At 64.1% G+C, this 17,866-nt stretch carries 11 protein-coding genes and 3 tRNA genes; 6 read left to right on the top strand and 8 right to left on the bottom strand.

The annotated features are described in order from the left end of the window. The first annotated feature begins 80 nt into the window (after positions 1-80). Both K1X11_RS22945 and K1X11_RS22940 read left to right on the top strand, forming a co-directional pair. Positions 81-1,862, top strand: a complete 1,782-nt coding sequence (locus K1X11_RS22945) for a sodium:solute symporter family protein (protein WP_221030162.1) — start codon at positions 81-83, stop codon at positions 1,860-1,862. Next, positions 1,859-3,070, top strand: coding sequence for an acyltransferase family protein (locus K1X11_RS22940; RefSeq protein ID WP_221030163.1), 1,212 nt, complete (start codon positions 1,859-1,861; stop codon positions 3,068-3,070). The genes K1X11_RS22945 and K1X11_RS22940 overlap by 4 nt, the downstream gene beginning before the upstream one ends. Before the next feature lie 222 nt (positions 3,071-3,292). On the opposite strand, the gene K1X11_RS22935 is transcribed toward K1X11_RS22940, so the two are convergent. From K1X11_RS22935 to K1X11_RS22905, 7 genes are all read right to left on the bottom strand, one after another. Further along, positions 3,293-4,792 carry an L-fucose/L-arabinose isomerase family protein gene (locus K1X11_RS22935; protein ID WP_221030164.1) on the bottom strand — a complete coding sequence of 500 codons (1,500 nt, stop codon included), beginning with the start codon at positions 4,790-4,792 and terminating at the stop codon, positions 3,293-3,295. Between the two features lie 236 nt (positions 4,793-5,028). Further along, entirely contained in the window at positions 5,029-7,485 is a 2,457-nt protein-coding gene (pheT, locus tag K1X11_RS22930) for a phenylalanine--tRNA ligase subunit beta (RefSeq protein ID WP_221030165.1), read from the bottom strand. A 155-nt stretch (positions 7,486-7,640) separates the two neighbouring features. Continuing rightward, positions 7,641-8,684 carry a phenylalanine--tRNA ligase subunit alpha gene (gene pheS, locus K1X11_RS22925; protein WP_221030166.1) on the bottom strand — a complete coding sequence of 348 codons (1,044 nt, stop codon included), beginning with the start codon at positions 8,682-8,684 and terminating at the stop codon, positions 7,641-7,643. A 138-nt stretch (positions 8,685-8,822) separates the two neighbouring features. Then, positions 8,823-9,203 (bottom strand): 50S ribosomal protein L20, encoded by a 381-nt coding sequence (gene rplT / locus K1X11_RS22920; RefSeq protein ID WP_221030167.1) that lies wholly within the window; start codon positions 9,201-9,203, stop codon positions 8,823-8,825. A gap of 90 nt (positions 9,204-9,293) precedes the next feature. Then, the gene (rpmI, locus tag K1X11_RS22915) at positions 9,294-9,488 is read right to left on the bottom strand and encodes a 50S ribosomal protein L35 (protein ID WP_221030168.1); all 195 of its coding nucleotides are present in this window, start codon (positions 9,486-9,488) and stop codon (positions 9,294-9,296) included. 85 nt (positions 9,489-9,573) lie between these two features. Next, positions 9,574-11,247 (bottom strand): gamma-glutamyltransferase family protein, encoded by a 1,674-nt coding sequence (locus K1X11_RS22910; protein ID WP_221030169.1) that lies wholly within the window; start codon positions 11,245-11,247, stop codon positions 9,574-9,576. Positions 11,248-11,349: 102 nt separating this feature from the next. After that, positions 11,350-14,157 (bottom strand): TonB-dependent receptor domain-containing protein, encoded by a 2,808-nt coding sequence (locus K1X11_RS22905; RefSeq protein WP_221030170.1) that lies wholly within the window; start codon positions 14,155-14,157, stop codon positions 11,350-11,352. A 164-nt stretch (positions 14,158-14,321) separates the two neighbouring features. Between K1X11_RS22905 and K1X11_RS22900 the strand changes: the two genes are divergently transcribed. Beyond that, positions 14,322-14,984 (top strand): response regulator transcription factor, encoded by a 663-nt coding sequence (locus tag K1X11_RS22900; protein WP_221030171.1) that lies wholly within the window; start codon positions 14,322-14,324, stop codon positions 14,982-14,984. Here the strand turns inward: K1X11_RS22900 and K1X11_RS22895 are convergent. After that, entirely contained in the window at positions 14,931-17,006 is a 2,076-nt protein-coding gene (locus K1X11_RS22895; protein WP_221030172.1) for an ATP-binding protein, read from the bottom strand. The genes K1X11_RS22900 and K1X11_RS22895 overlap by 54 nt on opposite strands. A 154-nt stretch (positions 17,007-17,160) precedes the next feature. Here K1X11_RS22895 and K1X11_RS22890 point away from each other — a divergent pair. The 3 genes from K1X11_RS22890 (at position 17,161) to K1X11_RS22880 (ending at position 17,555) form a co-directional block, all read left to right on the top strand. Next, positions 17,161-17,235, top strand: a tRNA-Lys gene (locus tag K1X11_RS22890). Positions 17,236-17,372: 137 nt separating this feature from the next. After that, positions 17,373-17,448, top strand: a tRNA-Thr gene (locus K1X11_RS22885). 33 nt (positions 17,449-17,481) lie between these two features. After that, positions 17,482-17,555: transfer RNA gene (locus tag K1X11_RS22880), tRNA-Gln, on the top strand. Positions 17,556-17,866: the final 311 nt, after the last annotated feature.

The raw sequence follows: 17,866 nt of genomic DNA, 5'->3' as shown, positions 1-17,866 counted from the left end.
CTTTCTTTCCTTCTATAACACCCCTCGGCTGACGGCTCCGTTCGCCTCCGTTTCCTCCTGTAAAACCCTCGTTCCCCCGCATGACCCTCACCCCGCTCGACTGGGCCATCATTGCCGCCTTTTTCATCGGTTCCCTCGCCATCGGCCTCGCTGTTTCCAAACGCGCCGGTTCCTCGGCTGCCGAATATTTCCTTTCCGGCCGCTCCATGCCGTGGTGGCTGCTCGGCGTGTCGATGGTCGCGACCACCTTTGCAATCGATACGCCCAATCTCGTCACCGACATCGTGCGCCAAAACGGTATCGCCGGCAACTGGGTGTGGTGGGCCTTCCTGCTCACCGGCATGCTCACGACCTTTGTTTACGCCCGGCTCTGGCGCCGCTCCGGGGTGACCACCGATCTCGAGTTCTACGAACTGCGCTACAGCGGCAAACCCGCCGCGTTTCTACGCGGATTCCGGGCGATCTACCTCGGCGTATTTTTTAACGTCATGATCATGGCCAACGTCTGCCTCGCCGCCATCAAGCTCGGCGGCGTGGTACTCGGCCTCTCGCCCGCCGAGACCCTGATCATCGCTTCCGTCATCACCGTCGTTTACAGCTCCCTCGGCGGACTGCGCGGCGTGATCATCACTGACTTCGTGCAGTTCATCCTCGCCATGATCGGTTCAGTCTGGGCCGCGAGTTTGCTCGTCAATCATCCCGATGTCGGCGGCCTCACCGCCCTGCTTTCCCACCCCAACGTGAGCGACAAGCTCGACCTGCTGCCCGACTTCAACGACCCCGCCATGTTGGTCGGCGTCTTCATCGTGCCGCTCGCGGTGCAATGGTGGAGCGTGTGGTATCCCGGCGCCGAACCCGGCGGCGGCGGCTACGTTGCCCAGCGTATGCTCTCGGCCAAGGACGAACGCCATGCCGTCGGCGCGACTCTCTTCTTCAACCTCGCTCACTACGCCCTGCGCCCCTGGCCCTGGATCCTCGTCGCGCTCGCTTCGCTCGTCATGTATCCAAATCTGGATACGCTGCAGGCGGCCTTCCCGCACCTGCCGGCCAACCTCGTGCGCGACGACCTCGCTTACCCGGCCATGCTGGCTTTCCTGCCCGCCGGCGTGATCGGTCTGGTCATCGCGTCGCTCATCGCCGCCTTCATGTCGACCATCTCCACCCACCTCAACTGGGGCGCGTCCTACGTGGTCAACGATGTCTATCAACGCTTCTGGAAACCCGATGCCATCGAGGCCGAACTCGTGCGCGCCGGCCGCCTCACCACCCTGGCGCTCATGGTGCTCGCCGCCCTCGTGGCCCTCGCCCTCGAAAACGCCCTGCAGGCCTTCAACATCCTGCTCTCCATCGGTGCGGGCACCGGCCTGATCTTCATCCTGCGCTGGTTCTGGTGGCGCATCAACGCCGCCACCGAGATCGCTGGCATGATCGTCTCCTTCCTCGTCGCGGTCTTCTTTGAGTTTGGTTACGACTACTTCGGCTTCACGCCGCTCTCCGGCCCGGTGCAACTCGTCACCAGCGTGGGCGTAACCACCGTGTTGTGGTTGCTGGTCACCTTCGTGACCAAGCCGACCGACGACGCCACCTTGCAGCGCTTCTACCAGCTCATCCACCCGTCGGGTCCGGGCTGGACGCGGGTGCGTCAACAACTCACCGACGCCGGATCCGCGCTGCCGACCTCCGACGGCGCGCTGCCGCGCAGCCTGCTGAACTTTGTCATCGGCACCTTCGCGGTCTACTTCGCGCTCTTCGGTTTTGGTTCGCTGCTCTACGGTCGCACTGGCAGCGGACTAGCCCTCGTGGCCGGCGCGATCGTCGGTGCGGTGCTGATCCTGCGCAACCTGCCCGCCCGCTCGTCATGAGTGACGTTCCCTCCGCCGCGCCCAAGCCCGACCGGCTGCTCGCCCTCGACGCCCTGCGCGGATTCACCATCGCCGCGATGATCGTGGTGAACACGCCCGGCGATTGGGGCGCCGTGTATGGTCCGCTGCTGCACGCGTCGTGGCATGGCTTTACGCCGACCGATGCGATCTTCCCGTTCTTCCTCTTCATCGTCGGCGTTTCCATCGCCCTCGCCTACTCCAAACGCCTGGCGGCCGGCGCCGACCGCACCGCGCTGAGCCGCAAGATCCTCGTGCGCGGCGCGAAGATTTTTGCGGTCGGTCTCTTCCTCAACCTATGGCCGGATTTCGCATTTGGTGACATTCGAGTCGCCGGGGTGCTGCAGCGCATCGCGGTCGTGTTTGTGGTCGTCGCGCTGCTCTTCCTGAGCCTCCCGCGCCGCCGCACGCTCGCCCTGCTGACCGCCGGCGTGTTGATCGGCTATTGGGCCCTGCTCGCTTACGTGCCCGTGCCTCGCGATGCGGTGATCGAAAACGCGCTGGCTACCGGTCAGATCGAACGTGCGCACGGCACGATCGAAGACGTCGACATCACCGCCATCGGCGCCAACGCCATCGCGCCGAACCTTGAGCCCGCCACCAACCTTGCCGCGTGGGTCGATCGTCACGCGCTGCCGGGAGCGTTCTACGAGCAGACCTGGGATCCGGAAGGTCTACTCAGCACCGTGCCCTCGCTCGCCACCGCGCTGCTCGGCGTGCTCACGGGTATGGCGTTGGTTCGTTTCACCAATTTAGGAGACCGCCTCACCGTGCTCGGTGTCGGCGGTGTCGTCGCGCTCGTGCTGGGCTACGGCTGGGGTCATTGGTTCCCGCTCAACAAGAACCTGTGGACGAGTTCTTTCGTCTTGGTGAACGCCGGTTGGGCCATGCTCGGACTCGCTCTCGCCACTGCGCTCATCGACGGACTCGGTTGGAAACGTTGGGCGTGGCCGGGATTGGTTTTTGGCGCCAACGCCATCACCGCCTACACGCTGGCCGGCATGTTGGGCGTAGTCATTTGGAGCCCCTGGTTCGGCGGCGAGTCCCTACAAGGCCTCACCATGACCGCCGCGCAAAGCGCCGGAGCACCGGCCAAACTTGCCTCGCTCATCTGCGCGTTGCTCTACGCTGCGGTGGTTTTCCTGCCGGTGTGGGTGCTCCACCGGAAGCGCATCTTTATTCGGCTGTGAGGCAGTGCCGAGGCAAGATGCCGCGCCCACAATCCCCGCGCACCGGCAATCCGTGGCCCCAACCAAGCGCGGGCGACACGCCCGCGGCTACATCCCCGTCCGAGTGTAGCAGCGGCCGTCTCGGCCGCTCCGCCCTGCCCCTCAGCCGCCCACAAAAAAGCCGGGCGGAGCATCGGCTCCGGCCCGGCGGGGAAACTTGGACTAATCAGGCTCCGCTTACACTCAGCGGGCCTTCATCAGGCCGCGGAAGACGTTCTCGCCGGGATACGGCACGCAGTCCGGGTTGGGCGTGAAGATCTCTTCGACCCCGAGCAGCTTGAGCGCGTCGTAGAGTTCCGCACCGCAGTGCGAGAAGGCCACCGCCGCGTGATGGTGGAAGCGGCCGAGCAACACGTGACGGTAGAAGCGATTGAAGCCCGGCAGGTAAGCCGTGCCGGTGGCGCCGAAAGTGCGCGGATCGAGATCGAGGAAGTGGCCTTCGATGAGGTAGGCGCGCATCTTGTCGCCCACGCCGTGCACCTGCACGACCGTGATCGGCGAACCGATGAACTGGCCTTCCAGCGTGCCGCGGGTGATGTCGGCTTCCGTATCCGGTTCCATGAGACGCTTCATGATGACCTGATACTTCATCTCCGGATTTTTGAGCAGCTTGGGCGCCGCGTTGCCGCAGTGGAACATGCCCACCATGTCCTTGATCGGGTATTCCTTCAGGCTGTCGTGCAGGTCCTTCGGAATGCTGTGATTGATGTCGAGCACCGCCACGGCGTTGTCGGAGGCATACTGCGCCATGAGCTCGGCGATGAGCGAGTAGGCGTCGTTTTCGCAGGCGATCGGGAAGCCCGACTGCGCCATGCGGCCGTTGATGTAACACGGCACGTGCTTGAGGCTGAACTCCTGCTCGCTCCAGCACTGCGAGGCGGCGCCGGAGAGCTTGAGGCGCTCGCGGAAGTTGCGCATGGCCTGCTCGTAAGCCGAGAGACGGCCGACAAACTCATCGCCCGACGGAATGCTCGGCGTCTCGGCCTTCATCTCGGCGGCGATCTTTTTGGCGGCTTCGGCTTCCTTGACCTGAGCGATCTCGTTCTGGAGATCGAAGAGGCCGAGCTCCTCCACCTCGACGCCGATCGAGTTGACCGAAGCGAGGTTGTAGTTGCAGGTCTCGAAGTCGCGCGGACGCGGGCCGAAGAGGCCGATGGTGGCGTTACGCATGCCCTTCACCACCTTGGTGACGGTGAGGAAGTGTTTGATCTCGGCGACGCCCTCTTCGGCGCTGACCACCGGGGCTTCCGGGAGGTGAACGCGATCGGCGAGTCCGCGCTTGCTCACGCCGAGCATGGCGGAGAGCAGACCGCAGAGCGCGTCACCGCGCTTCTGCAGGAGCGAACCACCGGACTCTTCGGCGGCGGCGATGATCATGACCGGGCCGTCAAAGTTTTTGATGAACCAGGCGTCTTCGATCTCGGGCGAAAAGTTGCCGAGGAAGAGCACGGCGGCGTCACAACCGGCGGCCTTGAGCTGCTTGGCGGCATCGAGGGCGTGGTCCTTGGTTTCGATGATGGCGCACTCACCTTCCGGCGTGGTGATCGTGAGATCGGCGGCGGAGGCGGCCGTGAGCAAACGCTGGGTGCGCTCCTCGGAGAGGGCGCGCGGGAAGCAGTTGCGCGAGGCGGAGACGAGGCCGAGCTTGATGTCGGGCGAATAGGTGCCGAGGGGCAAATACATGGTTTGGTCAGGGTTTAAGGTCCAATGGAGGAAGGGCTGGAACGGCCCGCGAACAGGCCATCCTTCGTGGTGCACCGATCCTGCAAACCCGTCACGCCCCGCGCCATAAAAACAATTGCCCCGATCACCTCACCGTTAGGCGTGGCATCGGGGACAACGACAAACCGAGGCTGGAAGCCTCGGCCACGGGTCCAGTCGTGGCCGCGGCATCCTGCCGCGGCGCAGCGCAACTCCGCTTACTGGCGCACCGTGTAGCTGGTCTTGGACGCGATCTGCTCGAGGACCTTGGTGAAGGCCTGGTTGACCTCCTCGTCCTTGAGCGTGCGATCGGCGGCGCGGAAGGTGAGCGAGAACGCGAGGCTCTTCTTCCCTTCCGGCAGGCCCTTGCCCTGGTAAACGTCGAAGAGCGACACGTCTTCGAGGTCGAACCCTTGGGCGGCCTTGCGGGCGTGTTTGGTGAGCTCCTTCAACACGTCGCCCGCCTGCTCGCTTTCGTCGACGACGAGGGCGACGTCACGCAGTGCGGCCGGCTGCAGGCTGAAGGGTTGGTAACGGCTGCGCTTGCCGCCCTGACCGAGACGCTCCGGCAGGATGGCGAAGACGCCGGCGTAAACCTTGCCCTCGATGTCGAGCGCCTTGAGCTGCGCGAGATCGAGCAAGCCGTAGCGCGCGGTGAATCCGTAAGCCATGTTACCCTGCAAGGTCGCGTGACCGTCCTGCCAACCGGCGCTGGCTTCGTCGTCGGTCGCGAGGTGCGGCTGACGGGCGAGCCCGGCGGTGGTGAGTTCGGAAATCGACTCGATGAGGCGCTTCACCGTGTAGAAGTCGGCCGGTTCGCGCTTGAGCCACGCGGCGTCGGTGCTCTCGGCGATCACGAAGCCGACGGCGGCGCATTCCTGCAATCCGCCGTTCTTGTGCGGCAGAAAGACGCGGCCGGTTTCGAAGAGACGACTCACCGCGTTGCCGCGGGCTTGGTTGAGCTTGAGCGAGTCGAGCAGACCACCCACCAGCGACGGACGCAGGTGCGATTGGTCTTCCACAAACGGGTTGGCGAGACCGAGCGGATCGACCTGCGACTCCCCACCCCAACGAGCGACGTCGGCCTTGGCGCGGAGCGTGTAGGTGACGCACTCGTTAAAATTCTGGCCGACGAGGATGCTGCGCACCGCGCGGTTAAATTCGGCCACCGGATCGTCTTCGACCAACAAGCCCGGACCGGTAACGGTGCGCTCGGGAATCTTGGCGGTGCCGTGCACGCGCAGGATTTCTTCGACCAAATCGATCGGGCGATCGAGGTCCTTGCGCCAGCTGGGAATGCGCACGGTCCAGGCGGCGTTGCCGGCATCGTCCTCGCTCTCGCGGACGATGAGCAGATCGAGCGCTTCGAGCGCGGCGCGCTGGTCGGCGTCGCTGACTTCAAAGCCGAGGCGCGCCCGCACCCAGGCCGGCGACAGGGTGACTTCGCGCTCCCACGGCAGGTCGTTGCCGACACGCAGGGTTTCGCCGCAGAGCTGACCACCGGCGAGGGTGGTCACGAGGTGCACGGCGCGACGGATGACCTCGGGGATCATGTGCACATCGATGCCGCGCTCGTAGCGGTAGGAGGAATCGGAGCTGAGTTGAAGGCGGCGCGAGGTGGCGCGGATGAGCTGACGGCGGAACGCGGCGACTTCGAGCACGAGGTCGGTGGTGTCGTCGCTCACGCCGGAGTTTTCGCCGCCCATGATGCCGGCGATGACGACGGGCTTCTCGGCGTCGGCGATGAGCAACGTATCCGGAGAAAGCTTACGGTCTTTTTCGTCGAGGGTGACGAGGGACTCTCCCTCGCGGGCACGGCGCACGATGATGGACTGGCCGCCGAGTTTCGACGCGTCGAAGGCGTGCATCGGCTGGCCGTATTCGAGCATCACGTAGTTGCCGATATCGACGAGGTTGTTGATCGGACGCAGGCCGACGGCGGTGAGGCGCTGCTGCATCCAGTCGGGCGACGGGCCGACCTTCACGCCGGCGACAACGGTGCCGGTGTAAACGGGGCAGCCTTCCTGGTCGTCGACCTGCACGTGCTTGAGCAAATCGGGCCGGGCGGGCGCGGCGGCCGGCACGGTGGTGTCGGGGTAACGCAGCTCGCGGCGGAACCAGGCGGCGAGCTCGCGGGCGACGCCGAGGTGGCTCTGGCAGTCCGGGCGGTTGGGCGTGATCTCGATATCGAAGACCACGTCGCCTTCCGGCAGCGCGTCGTTGATCGGCAGGCCGATCTCGGGGCGGCTGGTGAGGATGAGCAGACCGGAGTGATCGTCGCCGATGGAGAGTTCCTTGCCGGAGCACATCATGCCCTCGGAGGCCTCACCGCGGATCTTGGCCGGCTTGATCTTGAAGTCGCCGGGGAGCACGGCGCCGATGAGCGCAACCGGCACGCGGTCGCCGACCTTGTAGTTCTGCGCGCCGCACACGATGCGCTTGGTGCCGCCATTGGCGTCGCCCACCGCCACTTGGCAGATGCCGAGGTGGTCGGAATTCGGGTGCGCGTCGCGGGAAAGGATTTCGCCGACGACCACGTTCTCCAACTGGGGAGCGCCGGTGTGTTCGATGCCCTCGACCTCGAAGCCGAGCTGAGTGATCGCCTCGGCAATCTGGTCGTCGGAAAGGTCCGCGAGATCGACGTAGTCTTGGAGCCAGGATTTGGAAAGTTTCACAGGTAAAAAGAAGAGGGTTTAACCACGGATGGACACGGATGGCTTCGCCTAACGGCTACGCATTGAAGCAGAAGGTCGCTTCAATCGCGGCTGGTTTTGGCAAACGGTTGTGGAGCCCATCCGTGTTCATCCGTGGTTGAAAAGATTGCGGTGACTTACGCGAATTGGCGGAGGAAGCGGAGGTCGTTTTGGTAGAAGTAACGGATGTCATCGATGCCATACATCATCATGGCGATGCGCTCGATCCCCATGCCGAAGGCGTATCCAGTCCACACGGACGAATCGTAGCCGACATCATCAAAGACCTGCGGATCGACCATGCCGCAGCCCATGATCTCGACCCACTCCTTGTTCACCTTGGGCAGGTGTTTGGCGGAGAGGTCGACCTCGAAGCTGGGCTCGGTGTAGCCGAAGTAATGCGGGCGGAAACGGACCTTGGTGTCGGAGCCGAGGAGCGACTTGAGCACGTAGTCGAGCAGCGCCTTGAGGTCGGCGACGGTCACGTTCTTGTCGACGTAAAGCCCCTCGAGTTGGTGGAAGTTGGCCGAGTGGGTGGCGTCGACGGTATCGCGGCGATACACGCGGCCGGGCGACACGATGCGGATGGGCGGTTGGCCCTTTAGCATGGTGCGGATCTGCACCGAGGACGTGTGCGTGCGCAGCAGGTATTTTTCGCCGTCGATCTTCTTGGGGACGTTGGTGAAGACCGCGTCGTCCGGGAAATAGAAGGTGTCCTGCGCGTCGCGGGCCGGGTGATCGGCAGGCGTGTTGAGCGCGTCGAAGCAGTAATATTCGGTCTCGACCTCGGGGCCCTCGACGACGGTGAAACCCACCTTCTTGAGGATGCCGCAGATCTCCTCGCGCACGAGGGTCAGCGGGTGGCGCGTGCCGGGCAGCGGATCGGGTGACGGCAGGGTCGGATCGATGGCCGGGCCGAGTTGGGCGGCGAGTTCGGCGGCTTCGATGGAGTGCAGGGCGGCGTCGAGCAGCGACTGGAGGGCGGTCTTGGTCTCGTTGATGAGCTTGCCCATGGCCGGGCGCTCTTCCTTGGGCACGCTGCCCATCTGTTTCATGAGGCTGGTGAGCTCACCCTTGGGGCCGACGTAGCGGGCCTTGGCGGCCTCAAAATCGGGGCGGGAGGCGAGCGTCGGGAGCTCGGCCTGCGCTTTGGCGACGAGTGCGGAGAGTTGATCTTGCATGCGAGGAGAAGAATCGGGCGATGCGGACGGACGGTGCGGGAGGCGGAAAAGAAAAGAGGACGGTGCCCCGAGATGGGACCCGTCCTCCGGGAGAATAATGGAGGCGAGCCGGTCGGGCTCGCGTTGGTGGGGGGGGGCTTAGGCCTGCGCGGAGGCGGCCTTGGTCTTCAACGCGTCTTGGGCTTGTTTGACCACAGCGTTGAAAGCCACTTCGTCGCGAACCGCGAGATCGGCGAGAACCTTGCGGTCCATGTCGACATTGGCGGCCTTGAGACCCTCGATGAAGCGGGAGTAGCTCATACCCTGAGCGCGGACGGCCGCGGAGAGGCGGACGATCCAGAGCTGGCGGGCGGTGCTCTTCTTCTTCTTGCGGTCGCGGTAGGCGTATTGCCAAGCGTGATCGACGGCGTCTTTCGCGTAGCGATAGAGCTTCGACTTGCGCGCGAAGTAACCCTTGGCGTGCTTCAGGATCTTCTTGCGGCGCTTGTTGGCGGCGGGGGCGTTAGTGACACGAGGCATGTTTTATCTTTCGTCTTTAAGTGTCGGCGGGTCGTCTCGTTGGGTATTACCCGCCTGACAAGTTGCGGTTGGTAGCTGCGTTTCCTCGGGTTAGAGACCGTGCGGGAGACCCCGCTTGAGGTTGGCAGCGCGGCCGGCGTCGACTTGTTTGTCCTGGGAGGCTCGGCGCTTTTGCTTCGAGCTCTTGGTGGCCATCAAGTGACGGAAGCCGGGCGTGCGGCGCATGAGCTTGCCCTTGGCGGACAGCTTGAAGCGCTTGGCGATGGATTTCTTCGTCTTTTGCATGGGAAGAGTTGTCGAACACAGAGCGTGCGATGGCCCTTGGCAAGGTGAATTTTGGACAACCTGCGCGGCAGGTCCCTCCCCTGCCCTAAAAGCCTGCCGCAGCGTTGGTTCGGCGCGGATCGGCGATACCGGTCAGGGTGCCGTCGGGCGCGATTTCGATGGCGTTGATTCCGCCAAAATAGAGGCCGGTGCCCGCGGGCTCGTGTTCGTCGAGCTTCCAGCCGGCGTCCACGAGGGTCTCGCGGACTGTGGCCGGCAGCCCGGTTTCGACCGCGATTTCGTCGACCTCGTTGTTGCGCCAAGCCGGGTTGATGTGAACGCGCACGTCGCCGATGGCGTCGGTCAGCGGGCGCTGCCAGAGCACGCGGTCGAGCACGACCTGCAGCATGGCGGTAGGAATGCGGGAACCGCCCGGCAGGCCGATGGCGATGGTCGTGCCGTCGGGCGCAAAGATAAGCGTCGGGCAAATCGTGCTGCGTGGGCGCTGCCCCGCGGTGACCATGTTGGGGCTGTCGGCGTCGCGGTAGGCAAAGTTGCTCATGCTGTTGTTGAGCACGATGCCCGTGCCGGGGGCCAAGACACCGGCGCCGAAGTGCAGGCTGAGCGATTGGGTGGCGGTGACGATGTTGCCGGCGCCATCCACGACGACAAAATGCGTGGTCGAGGCATTGCTGTCCTCCAGCGCAGGAGCCGGCACGTGGGCCGGTTCGGAGCGCAACCAGTCCTGCTGCTCCGCGATGTAGGCCTCGTCGAGCAGGCTGGCGAAACGCTCCCGTGCTTCCGGACGATCGGCGATCTCGGCGTAAATGCGCGGCTGCACCCTCCCCCACGCGCGGCCGATCAGGTCGAGGTTGGCGGCGGAGCGGAGTGGCTCCGCGGTATCGAGCAGCGGCTCGAGCACCTTGAGCACCGGGAAATACATGGCCGAGCCCGTGGAGGGCGGCGGACTGCTCAGCACGGTGTGGCCGGCGAGTTCGATCGCAACGGGTTCGACGACCCTCGCTTCGTAGGCGGCGAGGGCAGCGGCGGAGAACCCGCCTTGCGCGCTCACACCGGCGGCGATCTTGGCGCCGAGGCGACCGTGGTAGAACGATTCGGGACCGTCCTCCGCCAGCCATTGCAAGCTGAGCGCGAGATCGGGATTGGGCAGGAGGCTGCCGATTTCGGGCAGTTCGCCGTCCGGGAGAAACAAGGCGGCGAGCGCCTCGTCGCCCTGCAGACGATCGAGTCGCTCTTCAAAGAGGGTGTGGGTTTTGGGTTCGATGCGGAAGCCACGCACGGCCAGCTCACGGGCCGGCTCCACCAACTCTGCCCACGGGCGCGAGGCCCAGCGTTGGTGCGCGATAGCCAAACCCGCCGGGAGGCCCGGCATCGCCACGGAGGTGTAACCCCGCACGCGCTCGGCGTAGGGCCACTCGCGTGCCGCGGTTTCATCGAGGTCGATCGGCGCCGCATCCATCGCGTCGATCACGAAGGACTGACCGGTCGCAGCGTCGTGGTAGAGAAACATGAGTTTGCCGCCCAAACCGGAGCCGTAGGGCTCGGCGACGCCCAGCGAGAGCGATACGGCAATCGCGGCATCGACGGCGTTGCCGCCGGACTGCAGCACATCGCGGCCGATGGCGGCCGCTTCGGGGTGCCCCGCCACCACCATGCCGTGTTCGCCGGTGACGGGCTCGATCGGAACCACGACGTCGGAAGCCCGGAGCGAGCTGAAAAAGGAGGCGCCGAGCAGAACGCTACGCAGGAACGACTTCATGGTGACAGGCAAAGCGAGGGGAGGATGTCGGGCCCCGTTCCCCGGGACCCGACATCAGGTTCAAGTCAGTGTGTGACTCAGAGGCTTAGAACCGGCGTCGGCTCAGAACTTGTGCGAGAGCTGCACAAAGATCGTGCGACCCTTGGCGCTGTGGTAGCTGGAATCGAAACCGTCGGACGAGCCCATGTAGAGAGGCGGGTCTTCGTCGAAGAGGTTGTTCACGCCGACGCGCACCGAGGTGCCGGCGAGCGCGGAGTCCGCGCTGAAGCGGTAGCCCATGGAGGCGTTGGCGATCCACTGCGCGTCGACGAGCAGCTTCTGCACGTCGCCGTTGGCGTCGGTGGTGTCGTAGGAGGAGCTGTTCTCGTAATCGCTCACGTATTGGCCGCTCAGATACGCCGACCAGGCATCCTTGCGCCACGACAGGGAGATGAGGCCCTTGGTGCGCGGGTTGCCGCCCTGACGGATCGGGTTGGAAACGTTGCCGTCACGGTCGATGTCCTCGAGCTCGGAGGTGTAGGTGCCTTCGGCCTTGAGGGTGAAGCGACCGATCGACGTCTCGGGCATCAACCAGATCAACGCGGCGTCGACCCCCTTGATCTTGCGGGAATCGAGGTTGTAGTAGGTGCCTTGGATTTCGATCAGGCGGCCGGGGATGCCGGCGGCGACGTCGGAGGCGGTCTGCGCTTCACGAATGACGCGCGGGTTGCTGCCACCGCTGGCAGCCCAGAGTTCGGCATCGAGATCGAGCTCGTCCTGCGCATCCGGATTGTCGATACGGTCGGTGGAATCAATCTGGAAGAAGTCCATGGAGAGGGAGAGTCCTTCGACTTTCGGGATATCGAGCACGAAGCCGATGTTGTAGGATTGGGACTCCTCGGCCTCGAGGTCCGGGTTACCGCCGGTCACGACGCGCTTGCTGACGGTGCCTTCGGCATCTTCTTCGCCGGTGCGGGCATCATCGATGAGGCCGTTGTTGCGGCGGGCGCGCTGCGGCTGGAAGAGTTCGGACACGCCGGGAGCGCGGAAGCCCTCGTTGTAGGAGGCGCGGATCATCAGGCCTTCGGCGACACGCCAGGAGAGCGCGGCGGCGGGCTTGAGGGCGTCGAAGTCTTCGTAGTCTTCGTAGCGGGCGGCGAGACGGAGATCCATGCTGTGGATACCGGTGACGCGATTGGACTCACCCACGATCGGGAGGAGGGCCTCGCTGTAGAAACCGAACATGCGGCGGCTGGCATCGATGTCGATCTGCTCGGACTGGGCGATGACATCATCGGCGAGACCGTAGGGGTCGTTGCGCTGCTTCATGCTCTCTTCGCGCACTTCGACGCCCATGACGGTGGCCATCGGGCCGGCGGGCAGCTCAACCATGTCGCCGGAGATTTTGCCGTCCCAACCGGTGATGGTGCCAGTGCCGCGGTCCCAGATATCGATCACGAAGTTTTCGTATTGCTCCGGGGAGTTGACGTAGGGGCCACCGAAGGGATTGAAGGCGTTGGGCGTATCGAGCGCGAGCTGGGCTTCGAGCAGGCTCTGCGACATGTAGTTGTGGTTCTCCTGGTAGGTCTTGCCCTTCATGTGCAGGACGGCGGTTTCCCAATCCCAGCCGCTGGCGATGCGGCCGCGCAGACCGATCACCCCACGATAGCTTTCGAGCTCGGTGAGATAGGAACGCGGGCCGATGTCGACCGGGCGGTAGTTGCGGATGAGCACATCACGCGGGGTGCCAGTGGGATTGGCGGTGCCGGGACCGTAGAACCGGGTGCCGACCGGATTGTAGTAGTTGGTCTTCGGGATGACCACACCGTCGGTGCCCGAGGAGATCGGGGTCGTCGCGGTGAGACCGTTGGAGTCCGCGGTGTAGTATGACAACTCCGCAAAGAGACTCATGACCTCGCTGATCTCGTGATCGATGGTGGTGAAGAGGGACACACGCTCGGTGTCGGGCAGAAGCCAGTCATCCTCCTGGAAGTCGTAAAACGCGCTCGGGCCAGTGCTTCGCGTAAGTTCACCGGTGTCAGGATCGACATGGAAACGACCGCGGGTGGAGCCGGAAGTCGGCGTGAAGCCGGGAACGCCCACCGGGTTGCCATTGTCGTCCTGAGCCGTGAAGCGCCCGTGTGGACCCGAGGAGGACCCACGATTAAAACGACTGTTGGACGCGAAAGGCTCGTCGACCAGCGGACGCTTGTCGGCGTGCGCTGAATACTCGCGATCGGCGGAGTCGAGGTGCTCACGCTCGTAGTAGGAAAGGAACACGCCGAGATGCGTGCGACCGTCTTCGGAGGCGAAACCGCCGGAGAGGTCGACGCTGTAAGTGTTCGGCGCCGGGTCGCCCCATTCGCCACGCACCTTGAGCTCAATGCCCTCGAAGTCGCGACGCAGGCGGGTGTTCATGACACCACCGATCGCGTCGGAACCATAGATGGCGGAAGCGCCGTCACGCAGGATATCGATGGAGGCGACCGCCGCGACGGGAATGGAGTTGAGATTGACAAATTGGATCGGCGGCGTGCCCGGCGTGACGCCGTGGGCCGACATGCGGCGACCGTTGAGCAGGACGAGCGTGCGGCCGGTGCCAAGATTGCGCAGGTTGATGGTCGCAACGTCACCGCGGGCGTCATTGGGCCCGGTGGCAGTATCGTTGAAGCCGACATTTTGCGAAAACGGCAGCGCGGAGATCACATCGCCGATGGTCGACGCGCCGATGGCGTCGATGTCGACCGGAGCAAAGGTGCTCACCGGCACACTCGCTTCTTCCAAGGCACGCGACAGGTTGGAACCGGTCACGGTGAAGGCATCAAGTTTCACGACGTCCTCGGACGCGGTGGTCTGGGCAAAGCCCAACGGGGCAAGAAGCCCGCTCAGCACGGCTAAGCGGACGTGCTGCAGTTTTAGGAGGGAATTCATTACTAGTTCAGGTGCTAAGTTTGGCGTCACCATCAGGCGGTCAGGCCAGGGGTGAACCGATGTTAGAGCAATTCTTCCGCCGAGGCCATGGCGTGGAGCTACGTAATCTCAAGGCCGGAAGTGAGCTTGCCTCGTGGGCCGCCCCGCCCCACTCCGTTCCCCCCATGAGTTCGACCACCCAGCGCCCGTCCGCCTCGCCGCGCTTTGTCATGGTGGATGACTCGGCCACCTTTCGCGAGTTGGTTCGAGACACGCTGGCGCGACGCTTCGATCCGCTGCACTTCGATGGCTACGCCATGGGACGCGAGGGCATCAAAGCCTGCCTCAAATCCTCCCCGGATCTGCTGATAGTCGACCTCTATCTCCACGACATGGACGGACGCGATATCGTGCGCGAACTCCGTCGTCATGAGGTGGATACACGGGTGCTCGCTGTCACTGCCCACCCTGATGCCGGCCTGCCGGCCGATCTCGTGCAACTCGGCGTGGCAGGTTTCGTCGACAAGCACTCCCCGATCGAGCAGCTGGAGCGCGCCGTGCAGCGCCTGTTGGAAGGAGGCATGTTTTTCTCCGCCTCGATTCGCCCGCCCGAACCGCATTTGGGGGACGAGCCAGCCATCCCGGCCGCCCCGGCTGATGTCCTGAGCGAACGCGAGCAGGAAGTCGTGCGCCTCGTCGCCCGCGGTTTAGCGTCCAAGGAAATTGGCAGTCGCCTCGGCCTCAGCACGCGCACGGTCGAAAAACACCGCGCCCGCATCCTGGCGCGCCTCGGCCTACACGACATCGCCACGCTCGTGCGCTGGTGTCTGCACCGCGGGCTCGGTTGAGACTTTGGCCGGCAAAAGCACGCGGAAGATCGCCCCGCTGCCCGGCTGAGACTCCACCTCCAGGCGTCCACGGTGCAGCGAAACCAGCTGGCGGGTGATGCTCAACCCGAGGCCCGAAGAGTGCTCTCCGCCCGTGGGTTGCGCCGAAAGTCGAGCGTAAGGACCAAACACTCGCGCCATGTCCTGCGGCGTTAGCCCGGGACCATCATCCTCGACCTCGAGCGTGAACCACCCGGGACTCGATTCGACGCGCAACTCCACCTGCCCTTCCGGCGGGGTGAATTTGAGGGCGTTACTCAGAAGGTTGCTCAGGATCTGCCAGATGCGCTCCCGGTCGGCGAGGATGGGCGGCAGATCCTTCGCCACTTTCAGCTGAAGCGGCTGAGATTTCTCGAGTGCGACCGATTGCAACGAGTCGATCGATTCGCGGCACAGTTGCCCCAGATCAAAGCAGGTCGGATTGAGGGTAAACACCTGATCTTCGATCGCCGCCGCATCGAGTAAGTCGTGCACCAGCAGGTCCATGCGGGTGGCGTCGATGCGCATACTGGCGGCAAGGCGATGAGCCAGCGATCCTTCGGGCGAGTCGTGTTCGATCCGGTGGGCCGTCGCCCGCAGGGTGGCCAACGGCGCTTTCAAGTCGTGGGACGCCAAGCGTAGCAGGCGGGATTTGAGCCCCTCGGCCTCCTCTGCCCGATCCCGGGCGTCTTCGGTGGCCGCGCGCACCCGTCGCTCCTGCCGCAGACGCACGCGTTGAAACCACACGGCTCCAACCAACCCGAGCGCGAGTCCGCCCAGGGCCGTAACGACAAATCCGGTGACCAAACGACGGCGGCGGAGTTCGGCGGCCTGGAGGGCCTGATCGCGGCGCAACAGATCGATTTCATGCTCGCGCCGCTCCGCTTCGTAGCGGGCGCTCAGCTCGGCCACCCGTTGGCGAGCCTCGACCGAGTGGGCCGCTTCAGTCGCCTCGGCGCGCAGCCGTTCATAGCGCAGGGCGTCCGCCCACTCCCCCAGCGCCTCGTGGGTGAGCGCCAATTCCTCATAAATGCGTGCGAGCACCTCGGAACTGCCGAGGTTGGAGCCGGCGGCGAGTCCCTCCGTAAGGTGGGTTTTGGCCAAATCGTAGCGGCCCACCTCGCGCAAAATACCGCCGATCCGACGGTGCACATTGGCCACGTAGCGCTTCAGATCCAAGCGCTCGTAAATCTCCCGGGATTCGTCGAGCAGCGCCAACGCGCGCTCCGATTCACCCCGGGCGTGCGCGATGAGCGCGAGGTTGTTGAGCGAATCGGCGATCCCGCGCACGCTGCCCAGTTGGCGGCGGAGCGCCAAGGCCTGCTCGTGATGTGACGTGGCCCGGTCCAACTGCCCCGCCCCGAGATAGTGATTGCCCAAGCTGTTGTGCACGATGGCCAGCTGCCGGGTGTCTTCAGCCAATTCGGCCAAGCGCAAGGCATCCAGCAGGTGCTCACCGGCGCGGGCCGTATCGCCGAAACTCTCCAAAGTCAGGCCGAGCCCGGTGTGGGCCTTGGAAACCAAGAGCACCTCACGGCTGGCTTCCGCGACCTCCAATTGCCGCAAATGGGTTTCAATCGAGCCCGGGTAATCAGCCAGACTCCACTGGAGTCGACCCACCAGATAAAGAAACTCTGCCTCCATCGCCAGGTTTCCCAAGGCGTGGGCCTCCCGCACGCCGGCGCGCGCCGCGAGCATGGCTTCATCGTAATCGCCCAAGCGCCGCTGAATCGACGCTTTGACGAGTTGAGCCTCCAAATGCTCCGCACGAGAGGACGCCAGTGCGACCGCCTCTTCGGCCCATTGCAGCGCCTGTTTGGCATCACGCGCCTCGCCTTGGCGCGCCGCAGCGACGCGATCGGCCCACGTTGACGGCGCGGAAGCGTCCTGTGCCGAAAGCCGGACTCCGCTTCCGCCCGTGAGCCCCACGACCAACGCCACCAGCAGCCAGACCCGCCGCTGGCGCCAAGGGAGTCCGCATAAATTGCCAAATGGCGCAGGCATTCGACAGTTATTTGCCTCAGTCCGGGGCCAAGAGGAAGCGTTTACCGCGCCATCATTTTGCACCAAACAATGGCCCCTTCTCATAGGGGACAAAACTCACAAAAGGTGTTTGACAAGGTGACTTCCCGATGAGGAATTCACCGCTCCATTGCACGGCTCCCTAGCTCAATGGTAGAGCAGTTGACTCTTAATCAATTGGTTCAGGGTTCGAGTCCCTGGGGGGCCACCAATTTCACTCCTACTTGCTCAAGGATCGCGTTTAACGCGGTTACCCTCCCGAAGGCAGGAAGTTCTTTCCCAAACACTGTCCTCACGATCATTTCTGGCTACTGGCCTCGTCGATCGGGTTCCTCAGGCTCGCCTTTTGCCGGCGTAGCTCAATTGGCAGAGCACCTGTTTTGTAAACAGGCGGTTGCAGGTTCGATTCCCGTCGCCGGCTCCATTTTCTGTAAATCCTTTCGCGTAAAACACTTACTGCCCGATGGTGTAATGGTAGCACGAACGACTCTGACTCGTTCTGTCTAGGTTCGAATCCTAGTCGGGCAGCCACGCCAGACTGATCATAATTTAACGATCCCTCCTCACTTCCGACGATGGTCGTTGACAGCGCTTGGTGAGAGAAAAACGTCTCTCCTTCCTTTCCTGTGTCTCAAAGCAGATTCGACAATCCACCTGCCCAAGACGGCGCCCGCATTACGACGCGCCCCCACCCCTGTCGCTCCACAAATTGTTGCGACCGCCCCGCCATCTCCCCGGGAGATGCTGCGCCCATCCAATTTCTTGCCCCTCCCTCGGGTGTGCGGTAACACGCACCTCCCTACCCGCTTTTCTCCACACAACACCTCTCCTACTAATAACTA

This window comes from Actomonas aquatica (assembly GCF_019679435.2).
GTDB classification, from domain to species: domain Bacteria; phylum Verrucomicrobiota; class Verrucomicrobiia; order Opitutales; family Opitutaceae; genus Actomonas; species Actomonas aquatica.
The sequence above is the reverse complement of the archived record's forward strand: the minus strand, read 5'-3'. Positions and strand labels throughout refer to the sequence as shown.